We start from the raw sequence: 22027 nt of genomic DNA, 5'->3' as shown, positions 1-22027 counted from the left end.
ATCAGTTCGCCGCCACGAAGGCCCGCGCCGCGACAAGTTCCGGCCGCGCCGTGTCGGCCCGCGCCGCGATGACCAGCAGCGCCTCATAGTGGCGTCGCGCCGCCGCACGGTCCCCGGCCCGTTCCGCCGCCTGCGCCGCGCCCGCGACGGCGCGGTAGCGACGTGGCTCGACCTCCTGCACCGCCTCGAATTCGCGCAGCGCCTCGGCGTTCCGGCCCATCAGCGCAAGCATTTCGCCGAGTTGTTCGCGGGCCGGCATCAGAGGCCCCGGTGTGACCGGATGCTTGTCCGTCCGGCCTTCCCGTTCCGCCGCCTGCCGCAACAGGGCGAGCCCGGCCTCCTGCTGCCCTCGGGCGAAGGCGACCCAGCCCTCGGCGGCGATACGCAATATGTCCACCTGCTCCTGCCAATAGGCGTCGCGCCCCTGCAGGGCTGACGCGGCGGAGCGCAGGGCCTCGACATCGGTGGTGGCGGCGTCCGGCCGCCCGGCGCGCGCGGCACCGATCGCGCGGGTGAAGTGGGTGTTCGCATCCACAAAGGGCGCATTGAGCAGGCGGGTGTCGAGTACCGCCGCTTCCTCCCACGCACCGCGTTCGAGCGGCCAGCGCGCCCGCATCGCCGTCAGGCCCCAGGCGAAGATCGGCGCGGGCGCGGTCCAGCCGTCGAAACGCGACAACCCGGCCAGCACGCTGCGTGCCGCGTCGATCTGCCCGGTCTGGAGATAGCCATAGACCAGGTAGTCATAGGCGTGGATCTCGTCGAACACCGCCTCCCGCGCACGGGCGGTCTCGGCGGAGCGGCGATTGGTCTCGATCGAATCCTCCCAGCGCCCGACGCGGGTGAAGATGTGCGACGGCATGTGCAGCGCGTGCGGTGCATCGGCGGCGATGGCAGCATAGCGTTCCGCCGCGGTCACGCCGCGCCCCGCGAGCGCCGGCGTGTCATAGGTGTGGATCAGGTAATGCGCGACGCCCGGATGCTGCGGCTGGCGCCCCGCTTCGCGTTCCAGGATATCGGCGGCACGGATCTGGCGCGCATAGGTCTTGTCGGTCGGCGGTGCGACCATCACCAGGGCAAGCGCGTATTGGATGGCGATCTCGGAATCATCGGGGAAGCGCTGGTTCAGCTGCGCCATCGCGGCTTCGTAGCGTTCCATGCGGGCGCGGTGCTGCGCCGGGTCCTCATTGCCATACAACTCGGACAGGGCGGCGATGAGGCCCGTTTCGCGCTCGCTCCGTCCGCCGATGCGTTGCGCCTCCGCCAATAGGGCGCGCCCGGCGCGCAGATTGGCGACGGTGGTGACGGTGAAGGGGTTCACCAGCAGGGACAGCGCCTCCCCCCAATACGCCATCACGCAGGTCGGGTCGGTCTCGCGGACCTTGCGGAAGGCGTCGGCGGCGGCCTGGTACCAGAAGGAATGCTGCAACAGCATCGCGTGGTTGAAATCGGCCTGCGCCGCCGGCGAGCAGGTGACCGGAAAACTGACGGTGCCGAGCACTTGGTGCGTGCGATGCCCGGCATCGGCCGGTGCCGTCTGTGCCTGGGCCATCGTGCCGGGCGCAAGCACCAGCCCGGCCGCCAGGGCGAAGCGGATTCCCGTTTTGCGGAACATGCTGTTCTCTCCCTTCCAGTTAGGGAGCAGGCGGCGGGGGTCTGCCTTCCCGCGGCGGGCTCCCGGCCGCGGACCGTGGACCTGTCGTCTCGGCAGCGCAAGAAAAAGAGCAAAACCGACGGCGCGGTTGCACCGCCTGCGGCCCTCCCCTATACGCCCGGTTCCCTGCCCGCCGGTCGGCATCGTCGGGCGATTTTGCATGAGTGTCGCCCCATGAAGTCCGATATCCATCCCGACTACCACGAGATCACCGTCATCATGACCGACGGGACCGAGTTCAAGACGCGGTCCTGCATGGGCAAGGCCGGCGACACGCTGCGTCTGGACATCGACCCGAAGTCGCACCCGGCCTGGACCGGCCAGCAGCGCGTGATCGACACCGGCGGCCAGATCGCCAAGTTCAACAAGAAGTTCGCCGGTATCAGCCTCGGCGCCCGCAAGAAGGCCTGAGCCTGTCATGCCCCTGGGCGGCGCGGCGGTTGCGACCGACCCCGCCCAGGTGGCTCGCCTCTGGGAGGCGAATGCCCCGGCCTGGACCGCGCTCTCGCGCGCCGGCGGGGACATCTACCGCGACCATCTGAACACGCCGGCCTTCCTGCGCCTGCTGCCGCCTGTCGCCGGGCTGCGCGGCCTCGATATCGGCTGCGGCGAGGCCACCAACACCCGCGCGGTGGCCGCCCTTGGTGCCCGCCTCACCGCGCTCGACATCGCGCCGAGCTTCCTGCGCGCCGCTGCGGCGAGCGAGGCGGCCGACCCGCGCGGCATCCGCTTCGTGCAGGGCAGCGCTCTCGCCCTGCCCTTCCCTGACGCCAGCTTCGACTTCGCCACCGCCTTCATGTGCCTGATGGACGTGCCGCGGCCCGAGGCCGCGCTGGCGGAGGCCGCCCGTATCCTGCGCCCCGGTGGCTTCCTGCAATTCTCCATCCTGCATCCGTGCTTTGCCATGCCCGGCCGCCGCGTGCTGCGCGATACGGCCGGCCACGCCTATGCCATCGAATTCCGGGCCGCCGAGAGCCCTGACGGCGCCATCGAAACCTGGCGATTTTCGGGCGTCGCGCCTGAGTTGCGCGACGCCCATCCGCCCTTCCAGGTGCCGCGCTTCGATCGGTCCCTCGCCTGGTGGATCAACGCCATCGGCGCGACCGATCTGCGCCTCGAAGCCGCCGAGGAACCCGTCGCCGACCCTGATACCGCCGCCCGCGTGCCGACCGTCGCCGACACCCGCATCGCGCCGCTGTTCCTCATTCTGCGGGCCCGCAAACCGGGCCCTTGAAGAGGCCGGAACCGTCACCTACCTCCAGCAGTGCCGATGGTGCCCTTCAGGGGCCGTCGGCGCGGAATGGCCGGGTCGCCCTCTGGGGGCCCATCAAGACCAGATCCGCCCCGTCAATGGACCTTGCTTCAGCAGGAGGTTCTCTATGAACGCGATCGATTTTTCCCCCCTCTTTCGTTCCGCCATCGGCTTCGACCGTCTGGCGCGCCTGATGGACACCGCGCGCAACGCGCCGGACGCCACCGGCTATCCCCCCTACAACATCGAAAAGACCGGTGAGGACAGCTACGTCCTGACCATGGCCGTTGCCGGCTTCTCCGAGGCGGATCTCGAGATCACCGCCCAGGAGAACACCCTGACCATCGCCGGCAAGCCGCAGCCGCAGCCCGAGGACGGCCGCCGCTACCTGCACCGCGGCATCGCCGGGCGTGCCTTCGAGCGCCGCTTCGTCCTTGCCGACCACATCGTGGTCGAGGGCGCGGACCTCGCCAACGGGCTGCTCCATGTCGCCTTGAAGCAGGTGGTGCCGGAGACGCTGAAGCCGCGCCGCATTCCGGTGCAGGGTGCGCAGAAGGCGATCGAGGTCGAGACCGCGCAGGCGGCCTGACGAATAGGCCGGGGGAGGAACACCTCTCCCGGGCCCCTCCGTTTTTTGTCTGTTGCGTTGTTGCGCCCGGCCCGGGGTCACGTCCCGGCCGGGCGTTTCGTCATGTGCCGCAGAAGGTGGCGGTGACGCGCTCGTCGGGGCGCGGGGGCAAGGCGTAACGTTCGCGGCCGGGTTGGGTGTCGAAGGGGCGAGACACCACCGCCAGCAGGTTCTCGAAGGGGTGCAGATCGTCCTGCACGGCGGCCGCCAGCGCTTCCTCCACCAAGTGATTGCGCGGGATGTAGGCGGGGTTCACCAGCCGCATCGCGGCGGCACGGCCTGGCGGCTCATGCGCCAGCCGCGCCCGCCAGCCTGTCGCCCAGCCGTCGAAGGCCTCAGGGTCGGCGAACAGCGCGCGCACGTCGTCGTCACCCTCGGCGGCCTCGGCCAAGCGACGGAAGGTCAGGGTGAAATCCGCCTCATTCGCCGCCATGCGGGACAGCAGGTCCTGCAACAATCCCTCGTCGCCATCCCGCGCGGCCGTCAGGCCGACCTTGCGCAGCAGGCCATCGCGCCAGGCAGTGCCGAAGCGCGCGGCGTAGCCTGCGAGCGCCTCCTGCGCCTGGGCCACGGCAGCATCCTCATTCTCGTCGATCAAGGGCAGCAGGCATTCGGCCAGCCGCGCCACGTTCCAATGCGCGATGCCAGGTTGGTTGGCATAGGCATAGCGGCCCTGGACATCGATCGAGGAAAACACCGTCTCGGGATGATAGGCATCGAGGAAGGCGCAGGGGCCGTAGTCGATCGTCTCGCCCGAGATGCTGCAATTGTCGGTGTTCATCACGCCATGGATGAAGCCGACCAGCATCCACTGCGCCACCAGATCGGCTTGGCGTGCCGCGACGCCGGCCAGCAGCGCGAGCGCGGGCTTCGGCGCCTCGGCCGCCGCCGGGTCATGCCGCGCAATGGCGACATCGACCAGCACCCGCAGCGCATCCTGGTCCCGCCGTGCGGCGAAATACTGGAAGGTGCCGACGCGCAGATGGCTCGCCGCGACGCGGGTCAGCACGGCGCCGGGCAGAGCCTCCTCACGGAACACGAAATCGCCGGTCGCGACGGCCGCCAGCGCCCGCGTCGTCGGGATGCCGAAGCCGGCCATCGCCTCGCTGATGATGTATTCGCGCAGCACGGGGCCGACAGCCGCGCGCCCGTCGCCACGGCGGGAGAACGGCGTCGGGCCGGAGCCCTTCAGCTGGATGTCGCGCCGCTCGCCGGCGGGGGTCACCACCTCGCCCAGCAGGATGGCGCGGCCGTCGCCGAGAGCCGGGTTGAACTGCCCGAATTGATGCCCGGCATAGGCCTGGGCGATCGGTTCCGCGCCAGGCGGCACCAGATTGCCGGCCAGCATCGCCACCCCGGCCGGCGAGGCGAGCCAGGCCGGATCGAGCCCCAGCGTCTCCGCCAGCGCGGTATTCAGCCGCAGCAGCCGTGGTTCGCTGACCGGGGTCGGCGGCAGGCGGGCGAATAGCCGTTCCGGCAGCCGGGCGTAGGAATTGTCGAAGCGCGGGCGGGTGCCGGCCTCGGCGAGCGTCGTGTCGGCGATGATGGGTGTATCCGGCATGGTCCCTCGCAAATCGCGCCGCAGGGGCCGCGGAACAACCCCCTATCCCTTCTTGAAAAACGCCTCGGCCGCCGCCCGGTGGTCGTTGCGGGCGCTGATGGCGATCTCGGCGCGGGCGATCTCGGCCTGCAATTCGGCGATGTACTCCTGGAGCTGCCCGACGTCCCAGCCGTCGAAGCGCGGCTTTTCCAGGACCTGCCGGCGGCGCGGCCCGGCTTCCTCATCCATGACGGCCATATTGCATCCTTTCCCATCAAGGCTTTGACCCTGCCATCCTGCCTCATTATACGGAGCGCGACATTGTCGCGGGGGTTCCCCCTGCCCTCCCGACCATCCGAGGTCCGCCCCATGCCCCAGCCACTCATGCCGAAGGCCACCGCCGTGTGGCTGATCGACAAGACGTCGCTCTCCTTCGACCAGATCGCCGATTTCGTCGGCATGCACCCGCTCGAGATCCAGGCGATCGCCGACGGCGAAGTCGCCCAGGGCATTGTCGGCTTCGACCCTGTCGCATCCGGCCAGCTGACGCGCGAGGAAATCGCGCGGTGCGAAGCCACCCCCGAGGCCCGGCTGAAGCTGCTCGAAAGCACCATCGTGCTGCCAAAGCAGCGCGCCAAGGGTGGCCGCTATACGCCGGTTTCCAAGCGCAACGACCGCCCGGACGGCATCGCCTTCCTGCTGCGCAACTATCCGATGCTGCCTGATGCCGTGGTCTCGAAGCTGGTCGGCACCACCAAGGACACCATCGCCAAGGTGCGTGACCGGACCCATTGGAACAGCGCCAACATCAAGCCGCGTGACCCGGTCATCCTGGGGCTGTGCAGCCAATCGGACCTCAATGCGGCGATCCAGGCCGCTGGTGGCAGCCTGACGCCGCCGCCTCAGGCCGAGGATGCGGCCTGAAAACGGCGGCGCCAGCCTTGCCTAGTGCGGCTTGCCGGACCGCAGACGTTCCATTTCTTCCTTGAGGCGGAGCTTTTCCCGTTTCAGCCGGACCAGTTCGGTATTGTCGGGCCTGGGGCGACGGTCTTCGTCGCCGATACGGCGGTCGAGGGCCGCGTGGCGTTCCTCGAGAGCGGCAATCCGGGCATTCATGGGCATGCGTCGCGCATCCTCATTGCTGTGGTGTGCTGCGGTTTCAGGCCGCAGCACGGGGCCGGGGGCTTGCCCGCCCCCCTTCCGCCGGATGCGCGTCGAACCGGAATGGCCTGTCGCGCTCCGGCCCGATCATGTTAAGGGCGATGTCCTAGGGAATGCACCTTCAACTTTGCTCCGGGGCCGCCGGCCATGATTGCCGACCGTGACGCCATGTTGCGCCGCCTGCACGAGATGCGCAGCGAGCACCGCGACCTCGATACCGTCATCGCACGATTGGATGGGTCGCCGGTGGACCAGTTGCAGCTTCAGCGGCTGAAGAAGCGCAAGCTGAAAATCAAGGATGAGATCGCCTGGCTCGAAGGTCGCCTCGTCCCCGATATCATAGCGTAATCATGCCCTTGGACGCCGGGCGCGGCCCAGCCGGGCCGCATGGCTTCGCGCCCAGTGCTGACGTGCTGACTTGCTGGCGGTCAGGGCGCGGTCGTGCCTTGCGCTCCCGGATCAAGGCGCCGCCTCGATCCGTTGTTGCTTTGCTTCGACTGACGGTGATGTGAATGACAGGTGAGACGAGCCCGCCCCCACTGGTTGGCATCATCATGGGCAGTCGTTCCGATTGGGAGACGATGCGCCACGCCGCCGAGACGCTGGAAAAGCTCGGCGTGCTGCATGAGACGCGGGTCGTCTCGGCCCATCGCACGCCCGACCGCCTCGTCGCCTATGCCAAGGGCGCGGCCGGCCGGGGCCTCAAGGTGATCATCGCCGGGGCTGGCGGCGCGGCGCATCTGCCGGGCATGGCCGCCTCGATGACCGTCCTGCCCGTGCTCGGCGTGCCCGTCGAAAGCCATGCGCTGAAAGGCATGGACAGCCTGTTGTCGATCGTCCAGATGCCGGCGGGCATCCCGGTCGGCACGCTGGCGATCGGCCGTGCCGGCGCGGTGAATGCTGGCCTGCTTGCCGCCGCAATCCTGGCCACCGCCGACCCGGCCCTGGCGACCCGACTCGACGCGTGGCGCGCCGCGCAGACCGACTCCGTGCCGGACGCGCCGGCATGACCGGCTTCCCCCTGCCACCCTGTTCGATCATCGGCATCCTCGGCGGCGGCCAGTTGGGACGGATGTCGGCACTGGCGGCGGCCCGACTCGGCTATGCCTGCCACGTCTTCGCCCCCGAAGCCGGTTCGCCGGGCATGCAGGTCGCCGCCCATCGGACGGTCGCGGCGTATGAGGACCGAGAGGCACTGGCCCGGTTCGCCGCGTCGGTCGCCGTGGTGACCTTCGAATTCGAGAATGTCCCCGCAGCGGCACTCGAGGCCCTGTCCGGCTTGGTGCCCTGCCGGCCCGGCGTGGCCGCCTTGGCCACCTGCCAGGACCGCGCGGCGGAGAAGGCCTTTCTTGATCGCGTCGGCGTGCCGGTCGCCCCCTGGCGGCTGGTCGAGAGCGAGTCGGAACTGGTCGCCGCCGTGGCCGAGATCGGCCTGCCGGCGGTGCTGAAAACGACGCGCCTGGGCTATGACGGGCGCGGCCAAGCGGTACTACGCGAGGCGTCCGACCTCGCCCCCGCCTTCGCGCGACTCGCCCCGCGCCCCCTCATACTCGAGACCTTCGTGCCCTTCGCGGCCGAGGTCTCGGCGATCGCGGCGCGCGGGGCGGACGGCACGATCGCGGTGTTCGACCCGGTCGAGAACCGCCACGCCCATCACATCCTCGACCTGTCTTTCGCCCCCGCGCGGGTGCCGGGCGCCGTGGCCGATGCCGCCCGCGCCCATGTGGCGGCAGTCGCCGAGGGACTCGAGCTGGTCGGCATCGTCGCGCTGGAGATGTTCCTGCTGCCGGATGGGCGCCTGCTGGGCAATGAGATCGCCCCGCGGCCGCATAATTCCGGACATTGGACGATGGATGCCTGCGCCGCGTCGCAGTTCGAGCAGCATATCCGCGCCGTGGCGGGCCTGCCGCTGGCGTCGCCTGAGCGGCACCATGACGCGGTGATGCGCAACCTCATTGGACCGGAAGGGCTCGAGGCCTGGCCCCGCCTGCTGCGCATGGCTCAGGTGGCGCCGCATCTCTATGGCAAGGCGGAGGCCCGGACAGGCCGTAAAATGGGCCATGCCAACCGCCTGCTGCCACGCGGCAGCCTGGCCGGGCTGAGCGACACCGAGGCGCTCAGCGGCTTGTGACGGATTTGCCACCAAGGTCAGTGGCATTTCCGCAACACCGCGCGCTCAAGCCTGGGCCGGGGCCCTCAAGCCCTGGCGCAGGGTGTGAAGAATGATAGAAGGTGTGGGTGTCGAGCCGCTGGCGCTAGTTGGCGTTCGGGCTGCGAACAGATCTTACGGCCCTCGAGGGCCCCGAGCAGGAGAATACCAATGAGCCTGAAGAAGGCGCTTCTCGCCGCGACGCTGCTGTCGCTGCCGATGGCCGCGACCGCGAACGCGCAGAGCTGGGACCCGCGGGTGACGGGCGTGTATGTTGCCGGCGGCTTCGGCACCAACTACCTCGATGACTCGGACAGCGACCGCAACATCTCGATCTCCTTCGAGTGGGGCTATGCCGGCGTTCTGTCCGTCGGCTACGGCTTCGGCAACGGCCTGCGCCTCGAAGTCGAGGGCAACTACCGCCAGAACGACGTCGACAGCATCTCCACCAATGCTGGCAACCTGCCGCGCACGACCGGCACGGTCCGCAGCTACGGCGCGATGGCCAACGTGCTGTATGACTTCGTGCTCGGCCCGGTGATGCCGTATGTCGGCGTCGGCGGCGGCTACGTCTGGAACGACTACGACAGCGTCGGCTTCCAGGTCCGCAACGGCAACAACAACGCCCAGTTCAATGCCGGCGGCACCAACGGTGCGTTCGGCTACCAGGCGATCCTCGGCGTTGCCTTCCCGATCCAGTCTGTCCCTGGCCTGGCGCTGACCGCCGAAGGCCGCTTCATGGGCACGACCGGTGACGACATCGATGGCCGCTTCAACAGCAACGCGACGGTGAACGGCCAGACCCTCACCGCCCGCGACAACGTCAAGTTCAGCACCGACAACTACAACTGGTCGATCCTGTTCGGCGTTCGCTACAACTTCGGCCGCACCGCTGCCCCGGTGGTTCCGGTGGCTGCTGCTCCGGCCCCGGCGCGCACCTTCCTGGTGTTCTTCGACTGGAACCGCGCTGACCTGACCGCCCGCGCTCGCCAGATCATCGGCGAAGCGGCCCAGGCCCGCACGACCCAGGCTGTGACCCGCATCGAAGTGAACGGCTACACCGACACCTCGGGCTCGGCGCAGTACAACCAGGGCCTGTCGGTCCGTCGCGCCAACACCGTGGCTGCTGAGCTGGTTCGCCTGGGCGTGCCGCGCAACGAGATCGTCGCCCGCGGCTTCGGCGAGACCAACCTGCTCGTGCCGACCCCGGACAACACTCGCGAGCCGCAGAACCGTCGCGTGGAAATCATCCTGCGCTGATCAGCCGATCAGTTGCGGAGAGTGGGAAGGGCGCCGCGAGGCGCCCTTTCTGCGTTGCGGCATCGGCGGTGATCCTCCACATTCCGACAACACCCATGACTGATGCCTGGATCATGCCCTTCGATTCCACCCACCGCTTCCGCCCGCTGCTGGGTGTGGCCATTTTCGGGGCCTGGCTGGCTGCGGCTCCTGCGGCAAGGGCCCAGTTCACCGAAGGCTTCTACATTGCCGGCGGTGCCGGCTTCAGCCTGTTGCCCAACACCGGCCTCGGTCTCGACTCCAGCGCGGTCACCGGACTCGCCAGGGCCGGTTACGGCAATGAGGCGACAGTCGGATTCGCACCCGGCTTCGCTGGCGTGATCAGCCTCGGCTGGGGCTTCGGCAACGGGCTGCGCGCCGAGGTCGAAGGCACCTACCGCAGCAACGACACCGATGGCTCCTCCGGCGTCGCCGGCTGGGCGGCCAATGGCGGTATCAGTGGCCGCCAGGAATCCTGGGGCGTGATGGCCAACCTGATGGTTGACCTGGTGCAGATCGGACCGGTGACGCCCTATGTCGGCGTCGGCGCCGGCTACGTCACCACCGATTGGGCCGGCGTGCGCGGCGTGAGCCAGAACGGCGCGCTGCGCATGACGGTGGACGATAGCTCGGGCCGCTTTGCCTATCAGATCATCGCCGGCCTCGCCTTCCCGCTTTCCTTCGCGCCAGGCCTGGCCCTGACAGCCGAATACCGCTTCCTCGCGACGCTGCAACCGAGCCTGCAGGTCCGCTTCGAGAACACCGCCACCGGTGCCGCCGTGGCGACCGGCACGGCAGAGCCCGATTCGTACAACCAGTCCGTCATGCTCGGCCTGCGCTACGCCTTCGGCGCCGCCCCTGCTGCCGCCACCCCACCCCCCGCGGCGGCCCCGGTTCAGCAACGCAGCTTCATCGTCTTCTTCGACTGGAACCGAGCCGACCTGACCGAGCGCGCCCGCCAGATCATCGCTGAAGCCGCCCAGCAGAGCCGCACCCAGCGCAGCACCCGTGTTGAGGTTGCCGGCCATGCCGATCGCACCGGCACCGTGCAATACAACCAGGCCCTGTCACGCCGCCGGGCCGAGACGGTGGCGGCAGAACTGGTCCGACTCGGTGTGCCGCAGGAAGGGATCACCATCACGGCGCTCGGCGAAAGCCAGCCGCTGGTGGCCACGCCGGACGAAACGCGGGAACCGCAGAACCGGCGGGTCGAGATCGTCCTGCGCTGACCGGCGGCCAGCAATGACCTGCGCCGCCCAGCAGCGCGCAAGGCTGGCGTGAGGTCCCGCCGGGATGATGCTCGTTCACCTGTGTTGAGCGGTGTCCGATCCTGTTTCATGCGCGCCGGCGAGGGCTGGGCCCGAGCAGGGGTCTGGATGGCATCCGCGCTTCACCCGGCCCTAGGCAACCCACTGCATCAGGTATCGGCCCGGCGGCGCGCTCGACCGACGGGTCAACGCGCCAGTTGCCTCTCGCTCAGCCCGGTAGGCAGGTAACGCAGGTTCGCATGGCGACGGCGCCATTGGGTCTGCCCGCGCTGTCGCGGCATTCCTCTGGCGACCCTCCACGAAAAAAGGGCGGCCCTGGCTGGACCGCCCCTTCCCGTCTCGGCGATGTCGCCGTGGTTCAGCGACGCGCGGTGCGGCGCGCCGGCGTCGGGGCGGTTGTACAATCCGGCGCCGAGTAACCCTCGATGATGTTGCGCTCGACAACCAGCTTCGAGATGTCAGCCGCCTGCAGTTGGACCACCTGGCGGAACAACGGCTCGGCATCGCGGCAGAAGAACGACCCGCCACGCGTCGCGTCCTGCGAATGTTCGTTGGCGAGGTTGGTGTTGTATTGGTCCAACCGCCCGCCGCGCGAGGCGCCGCCGTAGGAACGCTGGAAATGCGTCGCCGCGAGGCGGTCGGCCGCCGAGAGGTCCCGGCCGAAGCGGCGCAGGAAGGCGTTGTAGCCACCCGGTGCGTCGAAAGCCTGCCCGGTGCGGCACTGCAGCGCCGCGACCATCAGATAGGACCGCATGGCGCGGATCTCGATCGCAGACCGTTCCTCCGGCCGAAGGCAGGCATCGGCCAGCGCCGGGCCTGCGATTAGCGCACCGCACAGGGCAGCAACGACGGTGCGGGTCTTGGTCTTGGTCATCATGGCGGGCGCCGGGCGCTCCCTTCTGGTTCAGGGCGGATCGCCTCGCGCACAAGCCCCCGATTCCCGGTCGCACGCCGAAGCATTTCCTTCTGAGGCTTCCTAGCCGGGCGCGCGCGTCGAATCTACGAAAATTTTGTTTCAATCCCTCGCCGATACAGGGCCTTGCGGGACGTGATGCAGATATTGCTGCAAATGCATGCCGCACCCGCCCATCACGCCGCCTTCGCCGCCGGCCGTCCTTTGCGGCAACGCTGGAATCGCGCCAGATCCGCCAGGCGGCGGTCCAGGAAATCGAGTGCGGGGCCGATGTCATCGGAATCGTCGCGCAGCCAGAATGCCAGGGTCGCGCCATAGATCCCGGCCAGGCTCATCCGCCGCGTGTACCAGGAAAAATCGGCGGAACTGTCCCCCGCCGCATACCAGATGGCGCTAGCGCTCCGTGCCGTGGCGCGCAGCCCCGTCGGCGCATTCCATGGCAAGGCCAGCGTCGCGACAGCCAAGCGCGCTGCCTCCTTGTGCGGCGCCAGCAGCCCCAGCCGGGCAGCGACCAGCGCACGGATGCGGGCCGGGATGCGCAGCGCCGAGAGATCGCCCGCCGCCGCCGTCATCTCGCGGTCGGTGAGGTCGAGCCAAGCCTCGATGGCCGAGCTCACCCCGCGGGGGAACAGGAAGGCGGCCTCGTCCTCGGGCAGCCCGGCCGCGAGCAGCCCGGCGGCGATGCTGCGCGGCGACCAGCCGGTCTCCGACACCAGCGGTAGCATGGCCCGGATGGCGGCATCGCGCCCCACACGGTCGGACTCCGAAAGCGTGTCCATCACCCCTCCTTATCGGCGGCGCGGGAAGCGGCCTCGCGCGCCAATTCCTCGTTGAAGCCGAACAGGGACAGATCCTCCATGCGCATCGGATAGAGCACTCCGTCAAGGTGGTCCGTCTCATGCTGCATGACGCGCGCGACCAAGCCGGCCGCTTCGCCGGCAACCGGGGCTCCGTTGATGTCGTAGCCCCGGAAGCGCAGCCTTGTCGCGCGGCGCACCGCCCCGCGCAGCCCGGGGATCGACAGGCATCCTTCCCAGCCGAGTTCCGTCTCCTCCCCCACCGCCTCCAGTTCCGGGTTGATCAGGGCAGAGATGCCGCCCGCGCCGGTGCGCCAGACGAACAGCCGCAGCCCGACATGGACCTGGGGCGCGGCCAGGCCCAGACCGGAGGCATCCTCCATCGTCTCGGCCATGTCGGCGACCAAGCGGCGGATCTCCGGCGCGGTCGGGTCGTCCACCGGCAGCGCCGGGGCGATCAGGACGGGGTGGCCCATGCGGGCGATCTTCAGAAGGGCCATGGGAACAAAGGGCTCGAAAAATGTGTCACGACCATGCATATAGGGCCTTCGCGCCTCAAGGGAGGGCTTCCGGCGCGGCGGGGAATCGTGATAAGCGTCCCGCAACCGACGTAGACCGGCTCTCCGGTCGCGCCGATTATTCTTTGCCTTCTTTAAACCCCAACGCGCTGGAGGTTGCGCCGCGTGCAAGTCGTCGTTCGTGACAACAATATCGATCAGGCGCTCAAGGCCCTGAAAAAGAAGCTTCAGCGGGAAGGCGTTTTCCGCGAGATGAAGCTTCGCCGGCACTATGAGAAGCCGTCTGAGCGTCGTGCGCGCGAGGCCGCCGAGGCCGTCCGCCGCGCCCGCAAGGTCGAGCGCAAGCGCCTGGAGCGCGAGGGCTTCTGAAGCCCCGCTTCCCGCCCGACATGGTGGGAGAAAGCCGGAAACCGCGTCACGGGGTCCCCGTGTTTCGCGGTTTTTTGCTGTTTGCTGCCCTGCTGTTGGCCCCGAGCCTGCCGGCTGCCGCGCAGAACGCCCTGTTGCCGTTCCTGGTCCAGAGCGTCTGCCTCGACGCCGCCGGCGCCCCGCTCCCCGGCCTGCTGCCCTTCGAAGCTGGCTGCGCCCGCCGCGCCCCGCAGCGCCAGGACGCGCCGATGCCCTATCGCCGGCACGACTGGCCAGCGGCGCAGGAGGCGCGGGCACTGCCGCTAGGATACCAGGCCTCCGATGCCGTGCTGGGCAGCCTGCTGGGCGTGCCGGCCGTCGTGCATACCTTTGATTTCGGCGCCGGGCAGGCCCGGCATTTCGGTACCTTCGATCGAGGCCAGGGCGATGGCGGGCAGGTCATCCCGCTCGCGCCCGGCCCGTCCTTCATTTCCATGACCGAGGATGGCGGCGGCGGCGTGCAGTGGTTCCTCTCGCCCGATTGCCGACAGGGTGGGCGCGGCTGGCAGGGCTGGCTGCTGGCCGGACCGGGCGCGACCGATGCCTGGACCACCCGCGTGATGCGGCTGCGCATCGCCCCCACCCCGCAGGCCTGCCCGACCGCCTTCGATGCCAGCCTGACCCGCTTCCGCCGCACCCGGCTCGACCTGCCCTGGCGCGACGCCGCGACTGGCCGGACCGGGGCCACCACCGTCGATGCCATCGTCTCCGAGCATTACGGCGGCGCGGACATCGCTTCGGCGGAGCATCTCGAACGCTTCGTCCTTGCCCGCAACCTCGGCATGGTGCGCTGGGAGCGCTGGGAGAATGCGGCGGTCGCCCGCCGGGCGGACCTGTCGCAGCAGGCCCGGCACGTGCAGCGCGAGCAGCGCTGCCCGATGCTGTCGGTCAGCGAACCGCCCGGCCCGGGCTGGCAGATGCGCGATTGCCGCTTCTGGACGAACTTTGTGCGCGCGGCACCGGGGCGGCCGCTTGCCGCGATGCCCTGGCCACCGTCGGCATTACGCTGAGGCTGGCACGCCCATTGCCACGATGCGGCATCCCCAGGAGCCGCCCATGCCCCGCACCGTCACCCTGCCCGCCCGCCCCGAACCACTGACCGTCACGATCGAGGAAACCGCCCTCATCATCGTGGACATGCAGAACGCCTATCTCTCGAAGGGCGGCTACATCGATCTGGTCGGCTTCGACGTCTCCGGCGCCCCGCCCGTCATCGAGGAAACCGCCCGCATCGCCGAGGCCTGCCGCGCCGCCGGCATCCCCGTCATCTACCTGCAGAACGGCTTCTCGCCGGACCAGCGCGAGGCACCGTCCTCCGCGCCCGTCTGGCACAAGTCGAATGCGCTGAAATTCATGCGCGCCAATGAGGCCTATGCCGGCAAACTCATCACCCACGGTACCTGGGACCATGAGATCGTCCCGGAACTGACGCCGCTTCCGGGCGACATCGTCGTGCCGAAGGCGCGCTATTCCGGCTTTGCCGGCACGGGGCTGGAACAGATCCTGGCGTCACGGCGCATCCGCACCTTGCTGGTCTGCGGCGTCGCCACCAATGTCTGCGTCGAAAGCACCATCCGCGATGCCTATCACCGCGAGTTCTTCCCGGTGATGCTGGCGGACGCGACCATGGGGGCCGGGCCAGGGACGCAGGAAGCCACAGAATTCAACGTGCAGGCATTCTTTGGGTGGCTGAGCACGGGGGCGGAGATGCGGGCGGCGATCAACAGCAACAGCGCGGGGGAGTGAATTCCCCCGGACCCCTCCTTCTCTTGTCTGTTACCAGGGTGGTGCGGCGGGACGGTCCGGCCCATCTGGCGAAGGGATGGATGGCCGGGGGCGTGGCGATGCCGCGGGGCCGTTTGGAGCGGATTGCGATCGATTGTGCTCACGCAAGGCGCTCTAATCCCTAGTCGGAGCGAGCACTGTCACGCGTCTGATCGATTCCGGTCCGACACCGTCGAGCCTTTGTCCCGCATGGTGCCGGGCCGATCCTCCCGCTCGCGCAGAACGCACCTTCACGTCCTCGCCCAGCGCCGGTCCAGGGGCCCGCCGGCCCCCGGCAGGGTGGCTTGGAGGGACAGCGCCCCTCCAATTCCGCGCCTCAGCCCGGCGGATCGAATGCCCGGATCGGCGGCAGATTGCCGGTGAAGCGCTCGACCTCCACGCTGGTCAGCTGACCCGTGCAGCCCTGCGCCAGCGACGACGTGCCGACATCGCGCGTCAGGACATTCGGGTTGCCATGGACGCACAGCGCCTGCGCATCCTCCGGATCCTCGGGGTCGTACCAGGCACCGGTCGGCAGTTGCACGACGCCGGCACGCACATCCTCACTCACCGCGGCCGTCGCCAGGCATGCACCGCGCGCGTTGAACAGCCGCACGATGTCGCCATCGGCAATGCCCCGCGGCGCGGCATCGAACGGGTGCATGCGCATCACCTCCCGCCCCCGGCGCTTCATGCCGTTGCTGTGGCCGCCGAAATCGAACTGACTGTGCAGCCGCGTCGCCGGCTGGTTCGCCACCAGCCACAGGGGACGCTCCGCCGCCGGCGCATCGCTTGGCACCAGCCAGGCCGGGTGCCCGGGGCAATCCGCATAGCCGAAGCCGGCGATCGTCGGCGAGGACAGCTGAACCTTCCCCGTCCGCGTCGGCAGCGGCGCACCCTCCGGGTCCTCGCGGAAGGCGCGCAGGATACCGCCATCGTCATCTTCCTGCGGCAGCGTCAGGTATCCCGCTTCCCAGAATTCATCGAAGGACGGCGCCGGCAGGCCCTTCTCGGCCAAGCCCTTCTGCGTCGCCGCATACAGGTGCCGCAGCCAGCCGCGCGCATCGCGGCCCTCGGTGAAGGCGTCGCGCGTGCCCAGGCGCTCGGCGAGGTCGGCGAAGATCGTGTAGTCGTCACGCGCCTGGCCGAACGGTTCGGCGACCTGATGCATCGCCACCATCAGCGGGTCGGTCGGCGCGGCGCCGATATCCTCGCGCTCCAGCGTCATCGTCGTCGGCAGCACGATGTCGGCGTGGCGCGCGGTGGCGGTCCAGGCGATTTCGTGCACCACCAACGTCTCGACCGCGGCGAAGGCCCGGCGCAGGCGGTTGAGGTCCTGGTGGTGGTGGAACGGGTTGCCGCCGGCCCAATAGACCAGCCGGATGTCGGGGTATTCCATCCTCTGGCCGTCATAGTCGAACGGCGCCCCGGGGTTCAGCAGCATGTCCGAGATGCGCGCCACCGGGATGAAGGCGGTCACGCCGTTCTTGCCCTGCGGCAGTGCGGCCGACGGCACCGCATTGTGCCGCTTGCCGTAATGCGCGATCGACCCCAGCGCGTAGTTGTACCCGCCACCCGGCAGGCCGATCTGCCCCAGCATTGCCGCCAGCACGCCCGCCATCCAGATCGGCTGTTCGCCATGCTCGGCGCGCTGCAGCGAATGGGCGAGCACAATCAGCGACCGCTTGCCCGCCATGCGCCGCGCGAGGCCCGCGATGGTTTCCGCCGGGAGCCCGCAGATGGATGCAGCCCATGCGGCGGTCTTGGCCACGCCGTCGGCGCGGCCGGTCAGATAGGCCTCGAACTCGTCCCAGCCGGAGCAGTGGCGCGCGATGAAGGCGTCATCGTGCAGCCCCTCGCTCAGCAGCGTATGCGCCATGCCGAGCATCATCGCGGTATCCGTCCCCGGCACCGGCGCGATCCACTCCGCCTTGGCTTCCACGGGCAGGTCGTCCCGCAAGGGAGAGACATTGACGAAGGCGCAGCCGCGCGCGGCGGCTGCAAGCATCGAGCGCCGTTCGACATGCTGGCTGACGCCACCGCTCGCCACCATCGAGTTCTTCAGCGCCATGCCGCCGAAGGCAACGACGATCTCGCTATGCGCGACCACCTGCTCCCAGGTGACGTTGCGTCGCGACACCGCTTCGAACGGTCCGAGGAAATGCGGCAGGATCACCGCCGAGGCGCCGGCGGAGTAGGAATTGACCGACTTCACATAGCCGCCGACGGCGGTATTCAGGAAGCGGTGCACTTGGCTTTGCGCATGGTGGAAGCGCCCGGCGGAGGACCAGCCATACGAGCCGCCGAAGATGGCGCCCGGCCCATGCGCATCCCGCACCCGGGCCAATTCGCCGGCCAGCAGGTCGAGTACCTTGTCCCAGGCCATCGGGATGAATTCATCGCGCCCGCGCCGGTCATCCTTGCCGGGGCCGCGTTCCAGCCAGCCGCGGCGGACCATGGGCTCGGCCACACGGGCGCGGTGGCGCAGCGCATCGGGGAAGTTCTGCAGCAACGGGTTGGGGTCGGGGTCGCCCGGATGAGGCTCCACCACCAGCCGACCGTCCCGCAAACCGGCGGAAAACACGCCCCAGTGCGAGGAATGGGGCTTCAGCCGAGGTGGTGCGTTCATGTCAATATCCGGGGCGTCCCGCGATGGCGCCGGCCAACCGCTTCAGGCCGATGAATTGTTGCCGCAACCAGCCACCCGTGGCCAGTGCCTCCGGCGCCTCGGGGTCGCCGGTGCGCGGATAGACGTCGCGATTGAAGTCTGCGGTGCCGAACATCCAGTCCCATACCGGGAGCAGCACCGCGTAGTTCTTGCCGTGATCGGCCGTGGACAGCACGCCGTGATGCAGCCGGTGGAAGCGCGGCGAGACGAGCAACCGCTCGCCGACCCGACCGAAGGACAGGCGCACATTGGCGTGGGACAGGCTCTCCGCCAGACGCATCACCAGCACCAGCAGCGGGAACTGCCCCGGCGGCACGCCGATGGCGAGCGCGATGGTGCCGAACCACAGCGCTGCCAGCATCTCATCGACGAAATGGTTGCGGTCATCGGTCCAGAAGGTCATCTGGCGCTGCGCGTGGTGGATGGAATGCAGCGCCCACCACCAGCCCAGCCGGTGCTGGAAGCGATGCCGCCAATACTCGCCAAAATCCAGGATCACGATGTAGAGGCAGAAGGCCAGGATCGGCATCTCCCGCAGGCCGGGGATCAGCGTCTCCAACGTCGGCGGGACGAAGCCGCTGTCGGCCACCGTCCCGGCCCACCAGGCGCTCAGCGAGTTCAGTAGCACGAAGGCGACCAGCGGCAGGGCGCCGAGCCGCGTCAGCAGCGTGTAGAGAATGTCGGTGCGGATGGCGCGACGGTCGGTGACGGGCTCAACCGGCCGCCAGGCCTCGAGCGGGCGGCACACCACATAGACCACGATGATGGTAACGACGCCGAACAGCCCGAACTGGATCCAGTCGACCGCGTCTTCCGCCCAGTCCATCAGGCCGAGGTCGTACATCGCCGGTTGGACGATCATCTCGAAGATCCAACCGGTGATGCTGTCGAGGATGCGATTGAAGGTCTCGGTCATGTCGGTGTGACTCTAGCGCATTGTCTGCGGGCGCGGGATGGGCGGGACGTCAGAGCGTGATGCGTTCAACCTCGTTCACGCCTCATGTTCTGACCTTTTGTCTGATCGCGTGATTCAGACCTTCGGTGCGTTCGCACCTGCGGCCGTCACGCTCTAGCGGCGGCCCTCGGGCGGCAGGGTGGCGAAACAGAAGCCGCGTGACTGCAGGCCGGCGATCACCTGGTCCAGCACACTGGCATAGGGGTCGCGGCGCGAGCGGATGCCCCAATGCATCACCAGCACTTCCCCGTCGCGCACGGTGTTCAGCGCGCGGGTGGCGAGCGCCTGGTTGGGGTAGGTCTCGCTCGGCAACTCGTCGCCCAGGAAGCCTTGGGCGGTCCAGCCCTGATGGTGCAGCCCGCAGGCCTCGGCCATGCGCAGTGCGCCGGGCGTGGTGATGCCCCCCGGCGCGCGCCACAGCGGCAGCACCACCGCATCGGGCGCGATGGCACGCAGGCGTTCAATCGGCTGGGCGAGTTCGTGGCACATCGCCGGCTGGTCCAGCACCGTCTGGCCTTCCCGCCCGCGCGCGACGTAGCGGGTGCGCCCCGGCCCGGCATCGCCCCGGAAATACCAATGGCGGTCAGTGTGGGAGGCGAAGACATGACCCTCGGCCACGCGGGCGCGCCAGAACGCGGCCCAGGCCGGGCTGAGGCTGCGCTCCCCATTGTAGGTCGGCTCGTTGGCGAGGAAGAGCGTGGCGCGGACGTTGCGGCGCTTCAGGATCTCGGCGATCTGCTCCGCCTCCCGCCCCCAGCCGGTATCGATGGTCAGGTAGAGCGTCCCGGCCGGGCAGGAAGGCGCGGGCTGCGCCATGGCGGGCAGCGCGACCAGCGCGAACAGGGCCGCGAGGCGCCGCAGCAGCTTAGGACTCCGCACGGCGCGGCTGGACGAAGATGCCATGCGGGCTGCGGCCGACGCGGATCGTCTCGTATTCGCCGGTGCGCGGGTCGACGCGGGCGATCCGCCCGGCCCAGCGCAGCGACACCCACAGCTTGCCATCGGGGTCGAAGGCGATGCAGTCCGGCCCGCCCGGCAATTCGATGATGCGCCGAACATCGAGCGTGGTCGGGTCGATCTCGGCGAGCCGGCTCTGCACCCGGCTGGTCGCCCACAGCGCCTTGCCGTCCGGCTGGACGAAGATGGTGTGCGCACCGCGCCCGACCGGGATCTGGCGCTCCACCTCCTTCGTCTCGGGGTTCATCACTGCGAAATAATCGGCGCCCATGACGCCGATGATCAGCTTGCCGCGATGCCAGATGATGCCGGCGGGTTCACGCCCGACCGGCGCCTCCCACAGCGCCTCACGCGTCTCGAGGCTGACCGCCCCGATCGTGCCGCTGCCCTGCAGCGTGACGTAGACGACCTTTTCATCCGGCCGGAACGCCATGTGCGACGGCTTTTCCGGCATGCGCAGCCGGCCGAGCAGCGTAAGGTCCCGCGCTTCATAGATATCGACCTGGTTGCGCCGCAGGCTGCACACGACGAGGTACTTGCCCTCGGGCGAAAAGGCCAGGTGATAGGGGTTCGAGATGCGCTCGCGCCGGCGCACATCGCCGGTCGCCGGGTCGACGAACAGTATCTCATTGGCGCCGGAATCGGCGATCAGCAGGTCGCGCCCATCGGGCGACATGACGAGGTGATGGACCTCCCGCAGGGCCGGGATGCGGCGCAGTTCCTCACGGGTCGTGGCGTCGAGCACCTGGATGCTCGAATCCCCCGAATTGAGGACATAGACGATGTCGGCGGCTGACGGCCGGGCCAGCAGCAGCAGGGGAGTGCTCAGCAGAAGGGCGCGGCGGCGCATGGGTCGACCTACGGGACGTTCGTGACGGTCACTGGGGGCGGTGCCGCGAGCGGAAACTGCTCCGCGCGGCGGCGCGACGCAAGCATCGAGTGACGGCACGGTCCCGGCGATGACATGAATCAAGAATCCTCCCGTCCTGGTCGCGCCGAGGGCGGGATGTTCAACCGTCCGACAGGTCCCGCGGCTGGAATGCCATGGCCGCGCCATTCATGCAGAAGCGCTGCCCACTCGGCGCCGGCCCGTCGGCAAAGACATGGCCGAGATGTCCGCCGCAGGTCGCGCAATGCACCTCGGTGCGGGTCATGAACAGCGTGCGGTCCGCCTTGGTCCCCACCGCCCCAGCGATCGGCGCGAAGAAGGACGGCCAGCCGGTGCCGCTGTCGAATTTCGCCGCCTGGTCGAACAGCGCGGTGCCGCAGCCGGCGCAGACGAAGCGGCCGGGGCGCTTCTCGCCATTCAGGGGCGAGGTACCGGGACGCTCGGTGCCGTGCTGGCGAAGGATGCGAAAGGCCTCGGGGGAGAGGGCGGCGCGCCATTCCGCATCGCTGCGCGTGACGGGAAAGACCTCGGGCGGCGTGGTGGCGCGCCTGAACAACATGGCAGTCACTCCCGTCAGAGGGGGAAAGCGTGCGGAGGGGCCAGGCCCCGCCGCCGTCACGCCGCGCAGCCTTACGCTGCGGGGCGCTTCACACGCGCCGCGAACATCTTGCGGAACTTCAGCACCTTCGGCGCTACCACGGCGCGGCAATAGCCGGACCAAGGATTGCGCGCGAAATAGTCATGGTGTTCCGGCTCCGCCGGCCAGAAGCGAGCCTCCGGCAGCAGCTCCGTCACCAGCGGGCCGTCCCAGATGCCGGCCTGGGCGACCTCGTCCATCACCGCCCGCGCCGTCGCCGCCTGGGCGTCGGAATGGGTGAAGATGACCGAGCGGTATTGCGGCCCGACGTCGGCCCCCTGGCGATCCTTCGTGGTGGGGTCGTGAATGGTGAAGAAGACGCGCAGCAGGTCGGCATAAGCGAGCTCCGACGGGTCGAAGACGACACGCACCACCTCGGCATGGCCGGTCTGCTTGCCGCACACCGCCTCGTAGGACGGGTTGTCGACATGCCCGCCGGCGTAGCCGGACGTCACCGACACCACCCCACGCAATTCCTTGTACACGGCCTCGAGGCACCAGAAGCAGCCGCCGCCGAGGGTCGCGGCCTCATGTCCCGCCTGAGCGATCATCGCATCCTCCATTCGTCACGGTTTCCTTTCGCCATGTGGGGTC

At 69.0% G+C, this 22027-nt stretch carries 25 protein-coding genes; 12 read left to right on the top strand and 13 right to left on the bottom strand.

What is annotated here, in order from left to right; all coding sequences use genetic code 11:
* Position 1 precedes the first annotated feature (1 nt).
* Complete coding sequence (locus IEY36_RS07705) at positions 2-1612, bottom strand: hypothetical protein (RefSeq protein WP_188966400.1); 1611 nt, start codon at positions 1610-1612, stop codon at positions 2-4.
* A 213-nt stretch (positions 1613-1825) separates the two neighbouring features.
* Here IEY36_RS07705 and rpmE point away from each other — a divergent pair, with 213 nt between their 5' ends.
* The 3 genes from rpmE (at position 1826) to IEY36_RS07690 (ending at position 3492) form a co-directional block, all read left to right on the top strand.
* Positions 1826-2062 carry a 50S ribosomal protein L31 gene (gene rpmE / locus IEY36_RS07700; protein WP_188966399.1) on the top strand — a complete coding sequence of 79 codons (237 nt, stop codon included), beginning with the start codon at positions 1826-1828 and terminating at the stop codon, positions 2060-2062.
* A 7-nt stretch (positions 2063-2069) separates the two neighbouring features.
* Complete coding sequence (locus IEY36_RS07695; RefSeq protein WP_188966398.1) at positions 2070-2885, top strand: class I SAM-dependent methyltransferase; 816 nt, start codon at positions 2070-2072, stop codon at positions 2883-2885.
* A 145-nt stretch (positions 2886-3030) separates the two neighbouring features.
* The gene (locus tag IEY36_RS07690) at positions 3031-3492 is read left to right on the top strand and encodes an Hsp20 family protein (RefSeq protein WP_188966396.1); all 462 of its coding nucleotides are present in this window, start codon (positions 3031-3033) and stop codon (positions 3490-3492) included.
* A gap of 100 nt (positions 3493-3592) precedes the next feature.
* Here IEY36_RS07690 and IEY36_RS07685 read toward each other — a convergent pair whose 3' ends face one another.
* Complete coding sequence (locus tag IEY36_RS07685) at positions 3593-5092, bottom strand: protein adenylyltransferase SelO (protein ID WP_188966394.1); 1500 nt, start codon at positions 5090-5092, stop codon at positions 3593-3595.
* A 42-nt stretch (positions 5093-5134) separates the two neighbouring features.
* Positions 5135-5320 (bottom strand): DUF1192 domain-containing protein, encoded by a 186-nt coding sequence (locus tag IEY36_RS07680; RefSeq protein WP_188966392.1) that lies wholly within the window; start codon positions 5318-5320, stop codon positions 5135-5137.
* Between the two features lie 120 nt (positions 5321-5440).
* On the opposite strand from IEY36_RS07680, the gene IEY36_RS07675 reads away from it, so the two are divergent.
* Positions 5441-5995, top strand: a complete 555-nt coding sequence (locus tag IEY36_RS07675) for a DUF1013 domain-containing protein (protein WP_188966390.1) — start codon at positions 5441-5443, stop codon at positions 5993-5995.
* A gap of 21 nt (positions 5996-6016) precedes the next feature.
* Here IEY36_RS07675 and IEY36_RS07670 read toward each other — a convergent pair whose 3' ends face one another.
* Positions 6017-6193 carry a YdcH family protein gene (locus tag IEY36_RS07670; RefSeq protein ID WP_188966389.1) on the bottom strand — a complete coding sequence of 59 codons (177 nt, stop codon included), beginning with the start codon at positions 6191-6193 and terminating at the stop codon, positions 6017-6019.
* A gap of 186 nt (positions 6194-6379) precedes the next feature.
* Between IEY36_RS07670 and IEY36_RS07665 the strand changes: the two genes are divergently transcribed.
* From IEY36_RS07665 to IEY36_RS07645, 5 genes are all read left to right on the top strand, one after another.
* A complete protein-coding gene (locus IEY36_RS07665; RefSeq protein WP_188966387.1) occupies positions 6380-6580 on the top strand; it encodes a YdcH family protein in 201 nt (66 codons plus the stop codon).
* Positions 6581-6786: 206 nt separating this feature from the next.
* Positions 6787-7242 (top strand): 5-(carboxyamino)imidazole ribonucleotide mutase, encoded by a 456-nt coding sequence (gene purE, locus IEY36_RS07660; RefSeq protein WP_308423130.1) that lies wholly within the window; start codon positions 6787-6789, stop codon positions 7240-7242.
* Positions 7239-8363: a 5-(carboxyamino)imidazole ribonucleotide synthase gene (locus IEY36_RS07655; protein ID WP_188966382.1), complete on the top strand. Its 1125-nt coding sequence runs from the start codon at positions 7239-7241 to the stop codon at positions 8361-8363. Before purE ends, IEY36_RS07655 begins: the two co-directional genes overlap by 4 nt.
* A 189-nt stretch (positions 8364-8552) precedes the next feature.
* Positions 8553-9641: an OmpA family protein gene (locus tag IEY36_RS07650; protein WP_188966380.1), complete on the top strand. Its 1089-nt coding sequence runs from the start codon at positions 8553-8555 to the stop codon at positions 9639-9641.
* Between the two features lie 95 nt (positions 9642-9736).
* Positions 9737-10888: an OmpA family protein gene (locus IEY36_RS07645; RefSeq protein ID WP_229681200.1), complete on the top strand. Its 1152-nt coding sequence runs from the start codon at positions 9737-9739 to the stop codon at positions 10886-10888.
* Positions 10889-11285: 397 nt separating this feature from the next.
* Here the strand turns inward: IEY36_RS07645 and IEY36_RS07640 are convergent, their stop codons facing one another.
* The 3 genes from IEY36_RS07640 to def form a co-directional block, all read right to left on the bottom strand.
* The gene (locus IEY36_RS07640) at positions 11286-11804 is read right to left on the bottom strand and encodes a hypothetical protein (protein WP_188966378.1); all 519 of its coding nucleotides are present in this window, start codon (positions 11802-11804) and stop codon (positions 11286-11288) included.
* A gap of 212 nt (positions 11805-12016) precedes the next feature.
* Positions 12017-12619 carry a COQ9 family protein gene (locus tag IEY36_RS07635; protein ID WP_188966377.1) on the bottom strand — a complete coding sequence of 201 codons (603 nt, stop codon included), beginning with the start codon at positions 12617-12619 and terminating at the stop codon, positions 12017-12019.
* Positions 12619-13137 carry a peptide deformylase gene (gene def, locus IEY36_RS07630; protein WP_188966375.1) on the bottom strand — a complete coding sequence of 173 codons (519 nt, stop codon included), beginning with the start codon at positions 13135-13137 and terminating at the stop codon, positions 12619-12621. Before def ends, IEY36_RS07635 begins: the two co-directional genes overlap by 1 nt.
* A gap of 183 nt (positions 13138-13320) precedes the next feature.
* Between def and rpsU the strand changes: the two genes are divergently transcribed.
* From rpsU to IEY36_RS07615, 3 genes are read left to right on the top strand one after another with little or no spacing between them, the layout of a single operon-like run.
* Complete coding sequence (gene rpsU / locus IEY36_RS07625; protein ID WP_007006360.1) at positions 13321-13524, top strand: 30S ribosomal protein S21; 204 nt, start codon at positions 13321-13323, stop codon at positions 13522-13524.
* A 59-nt stretch (positions 13525-13583) separates the two neighbouring features.
* On the top strand, positions 13584-14573 hold the full coding sequence (locus IEY36_RS07620) for a hypothetical protein (protein ID WP_188966373.1): 990 nt from the start codon (positions 13584-13586) through the stop codon (positions 14571-14573).
* 46 nt (positions 14574-14619) lie between these two features.
* A complete protein-coding gene (locus IEY36_RS07615) occupies positions 14620-15309 on the top strand; it encodes an isochorismatase family protein (RefSeq protein WP_188966371.1) in 690 nt (229 codons plus the stop codon).
* A 355-nt stretch (positions 15310-15664) separates the two neighbouring features.
* Here the strand turns inward: IEY36_RS07615 and IEY36_RS07610 are convergent, their stop codons facing one another.
* From IEY36_RS07610 to msrA, 6 genes are all read right to left on the bottom strand, one after another.
* On the bottom strand, positions 15665-17956 hold the full coding sequence (locus IEY36_RS07610; protein ID WP_188966369.1) for a molybdopterin guanine dinucleotide-containing S/N-oxide reductase: 2292 nt from the start codon (positions 17954-17956) through the stop codon (positions 15665-15667).
* A 1-nt stretch (position 17957) separates the two neighbouring features.
* A complete protein-coding gene (locus IEY36_RS07605) occupies positions 17958-18911 on the bottom strand; it encodes a sterol desaturase family protein (protein WP_188966367.1) in 954 nt (317 codons plus the stop codon).
* 153 nt (positions 18912-19064) lie between these two features.
* Positions 19065-19829, bottom strand: a complete 765-nt coding sequence (locus tag IEY36_RS07600) for a polysaccharide deacetylase family protein (RefSeq protein WP_229681199.1) — start codon at positions 19827-19829, stop codon at positions 19065-19067.
* Complete coding sequence (locus IEY36_RS07595; RefSeq protein ID WP_229681198.1) at positions 19816-20757, bottom strand: YVTN family beta-propeller repeat protein; 942 nt, start codon at positions 20755-20757, stop codon at positions 19816-19818. The genes IEY36_RS07600 and IEY36_RS07595 overlap by 14 nt, the downstream gene beginning before the upstream one ends.
* 160 nt (positions 20758-20917) lie before the next feature.
* Entirely contained in the window at positions 20918-21355 is a 438-nt protein-coding gene (gene msrB, locus IEY36_RS07590) for a peptide-methionine (R)-S-oxide reductase MsrB (RefSeq protein ID WP_188966363.1), read from the bottom strand.
* A 71-nt stretch (positions 21356-21426) separates the two neighbouring features.
* A complete protein-coding gene (gene msrA, locus IEY36_RS07585; protein WP_188966361.1) occupies positions 21427-21996 on the bottom strand; it encodes a peptide-methionine (S)-S-oxide reductase MsrA in 570 nt (189 codons plus the stop codon).
* Positions 21997-22027 lie beyond the last annotated feature (31 nt).

The sequence above is a fragment of the Neoroseomonas lacus genome (assembly GCF_014644535.1).
Classification (GTDB): Bacteria; Pseudomonadota; Alphaproteobacteria; order Acetobacterales; family Acetobacteraceae; genus Neoroseomonas; species Neoroseomonas lacus.
This window is presented reverse-complemented; position numbering and strand designations above follow the sequence as displayed.

Bases quoted from the DNA above. Each gene is read 5' to 3' on its own strand.
- IEY36_RS07705 (WP_188966400.1), bottom strand. From the start codon at position 1,612: ATGTTCCGCAAAACGGGAATCCGCTTCGCCCTGGCGGCCGGGCTGGTG.
- rpmE (WP_188966399.1), top strand. From the start codon at position 1,826: ATGAAGTCCGATATCCATCCCGACTACCACGAGATCACCGTCATCATG.
- IEY36_RS07695 (WP_188966398.1), top strand. From the start codon at position 2,070: ATGCCCCTGGGCGGCGCGGCGGTTGCGACCGACCCCGCCCAGGTGGCT.
- IEY36_RS07690 (WP_188966396.1), top strand. From the start codon at position 3,031: ATGAACGCGATCGATTTTTCCCCCCTCTTTCGTTCCGCCATCGGCTTC.
- IEY36_RS07685 (WP_188966394.1), bottom strand. From the start codon at position 5,092: ATGCCGGATACACCCATCATCGCCGACACGACGCTCGCCGAGGCCGGC.
- IEY36_RS07680 (WP_188966392.1), bottom strand. From the start codon at position 5,320: ATGGATGAGGAAGCCGGGCCGCGCCGCCGGCAGGTCCTGGAAAAGCCG.
- IEY36_RS07675 (WP_188966390.1), top strand. From the start codon at position 5,441: ATGCCCCAGCCACTCATGCCGAAGGCCACCGCCGTGTGGCTGATCGAC.
- IEY36_RS07670 (WP_188966389.1), bottom strand. From the start codon at position 6,193: ATGCCCATGAATGCCCGGATTGCCGCTCTCGAGGAACGCCACGCGGCC.
- IEY36_RS07665 (WP_188966387.1), top strand. From the start codon at position 6,380: ATGATTGCCGACCGTGACGCCATGTTGCGCCGCCTGCACGAGATGCGC.
- purE (WP_308423130.1), top strand. From the start codon at position 6,787: ATGGGCAGTCGTTCCGATTGGGAGACGATGCGCCACGCCGCCGAGACG.
- IEY36_RS07655 (WP_188966382.1), top strand. From the start codon at position 7,239: ATGACCGGCTTCCCCCTGCCACCCTGTTCGATCATCGGCATCCTCGGC.
- IEY36_RS07650 (WP_188966380.1), top strand. From the start codon at position 8,553: ATGAGCCTGAAGAAGGCGCTTCTCGCCGCGACGCTGCTGTCGCTGCCG.
- IEY36_RS07645 (WP_229681200.1), top strand. From the start codon at position 9,737: ATGACTGATGCCTGGATCATGCCCTTCGATTCCACCCACCGCTTCCGC.
- IEY36_RS07640 (WP_188966378.1), bottom strand. From the start codon at position 11,804: ATGATGACCAAGACCAAGACCCGCACCGTCGTTGCTGCCCTGTGCGGT.
- IEY36_RS07635 (WP_188966377.1), bottom strand. From the start codon at position 12,619: ATGGACACGCTTTCGGAGTCCGACCGTGTGGGGCGCGATGCCGCCATC.
- def (WP_188966375.1), bottom strand. From the start codon at position 13,137: ATGGCCCTTCTGAAGATCGCCCGCATGGGCCACCCCGTCCTGATCGCC.
- IEY36_RS07615 (WP_188966371.1), top strand. From the start codon at position 14,620: ATGCCCCGCACCGTCACCCTGCCCGCCCGCCCCGAACCACTGACCGTC.
- IEY36_RS07610 (WP_188966369.1), bottom strand. From the start codon at position 17,956: ATGAACGCACCACCTCGGCTGAAGCCCCATTCCTCGCACTGGGGCGTG.
- IEY36_RS07605 (WP_188966367.1), bottom strand. From the start codon at position 18,911: ATGACCGAGACCTTCAATCGCATCCTCGACAGCATCACCGGTTGGATC.
- IEY36_RS07595 (WP_229681198.1), bottom strand. From the start codon at position 20,757: ATGCGCCGCCGCGCCCTTCTGCTGAGCACTCCCCTGCTGCTGCTGGCC.
- msrB (WP_188966363.1), bottom strand. From the start codon at position 21,355: ATGTTGTTCAGGCGCGCCACCACGCCGCCCGAGGTCTTTCCCGTCACG.
- msrA (WP_188966361.1), bottom strand. From the start codon at position 21,996: ATGGAGGATGCGATGATCGCTCAGGCGGGACATGAGGCCGCGACCCTC.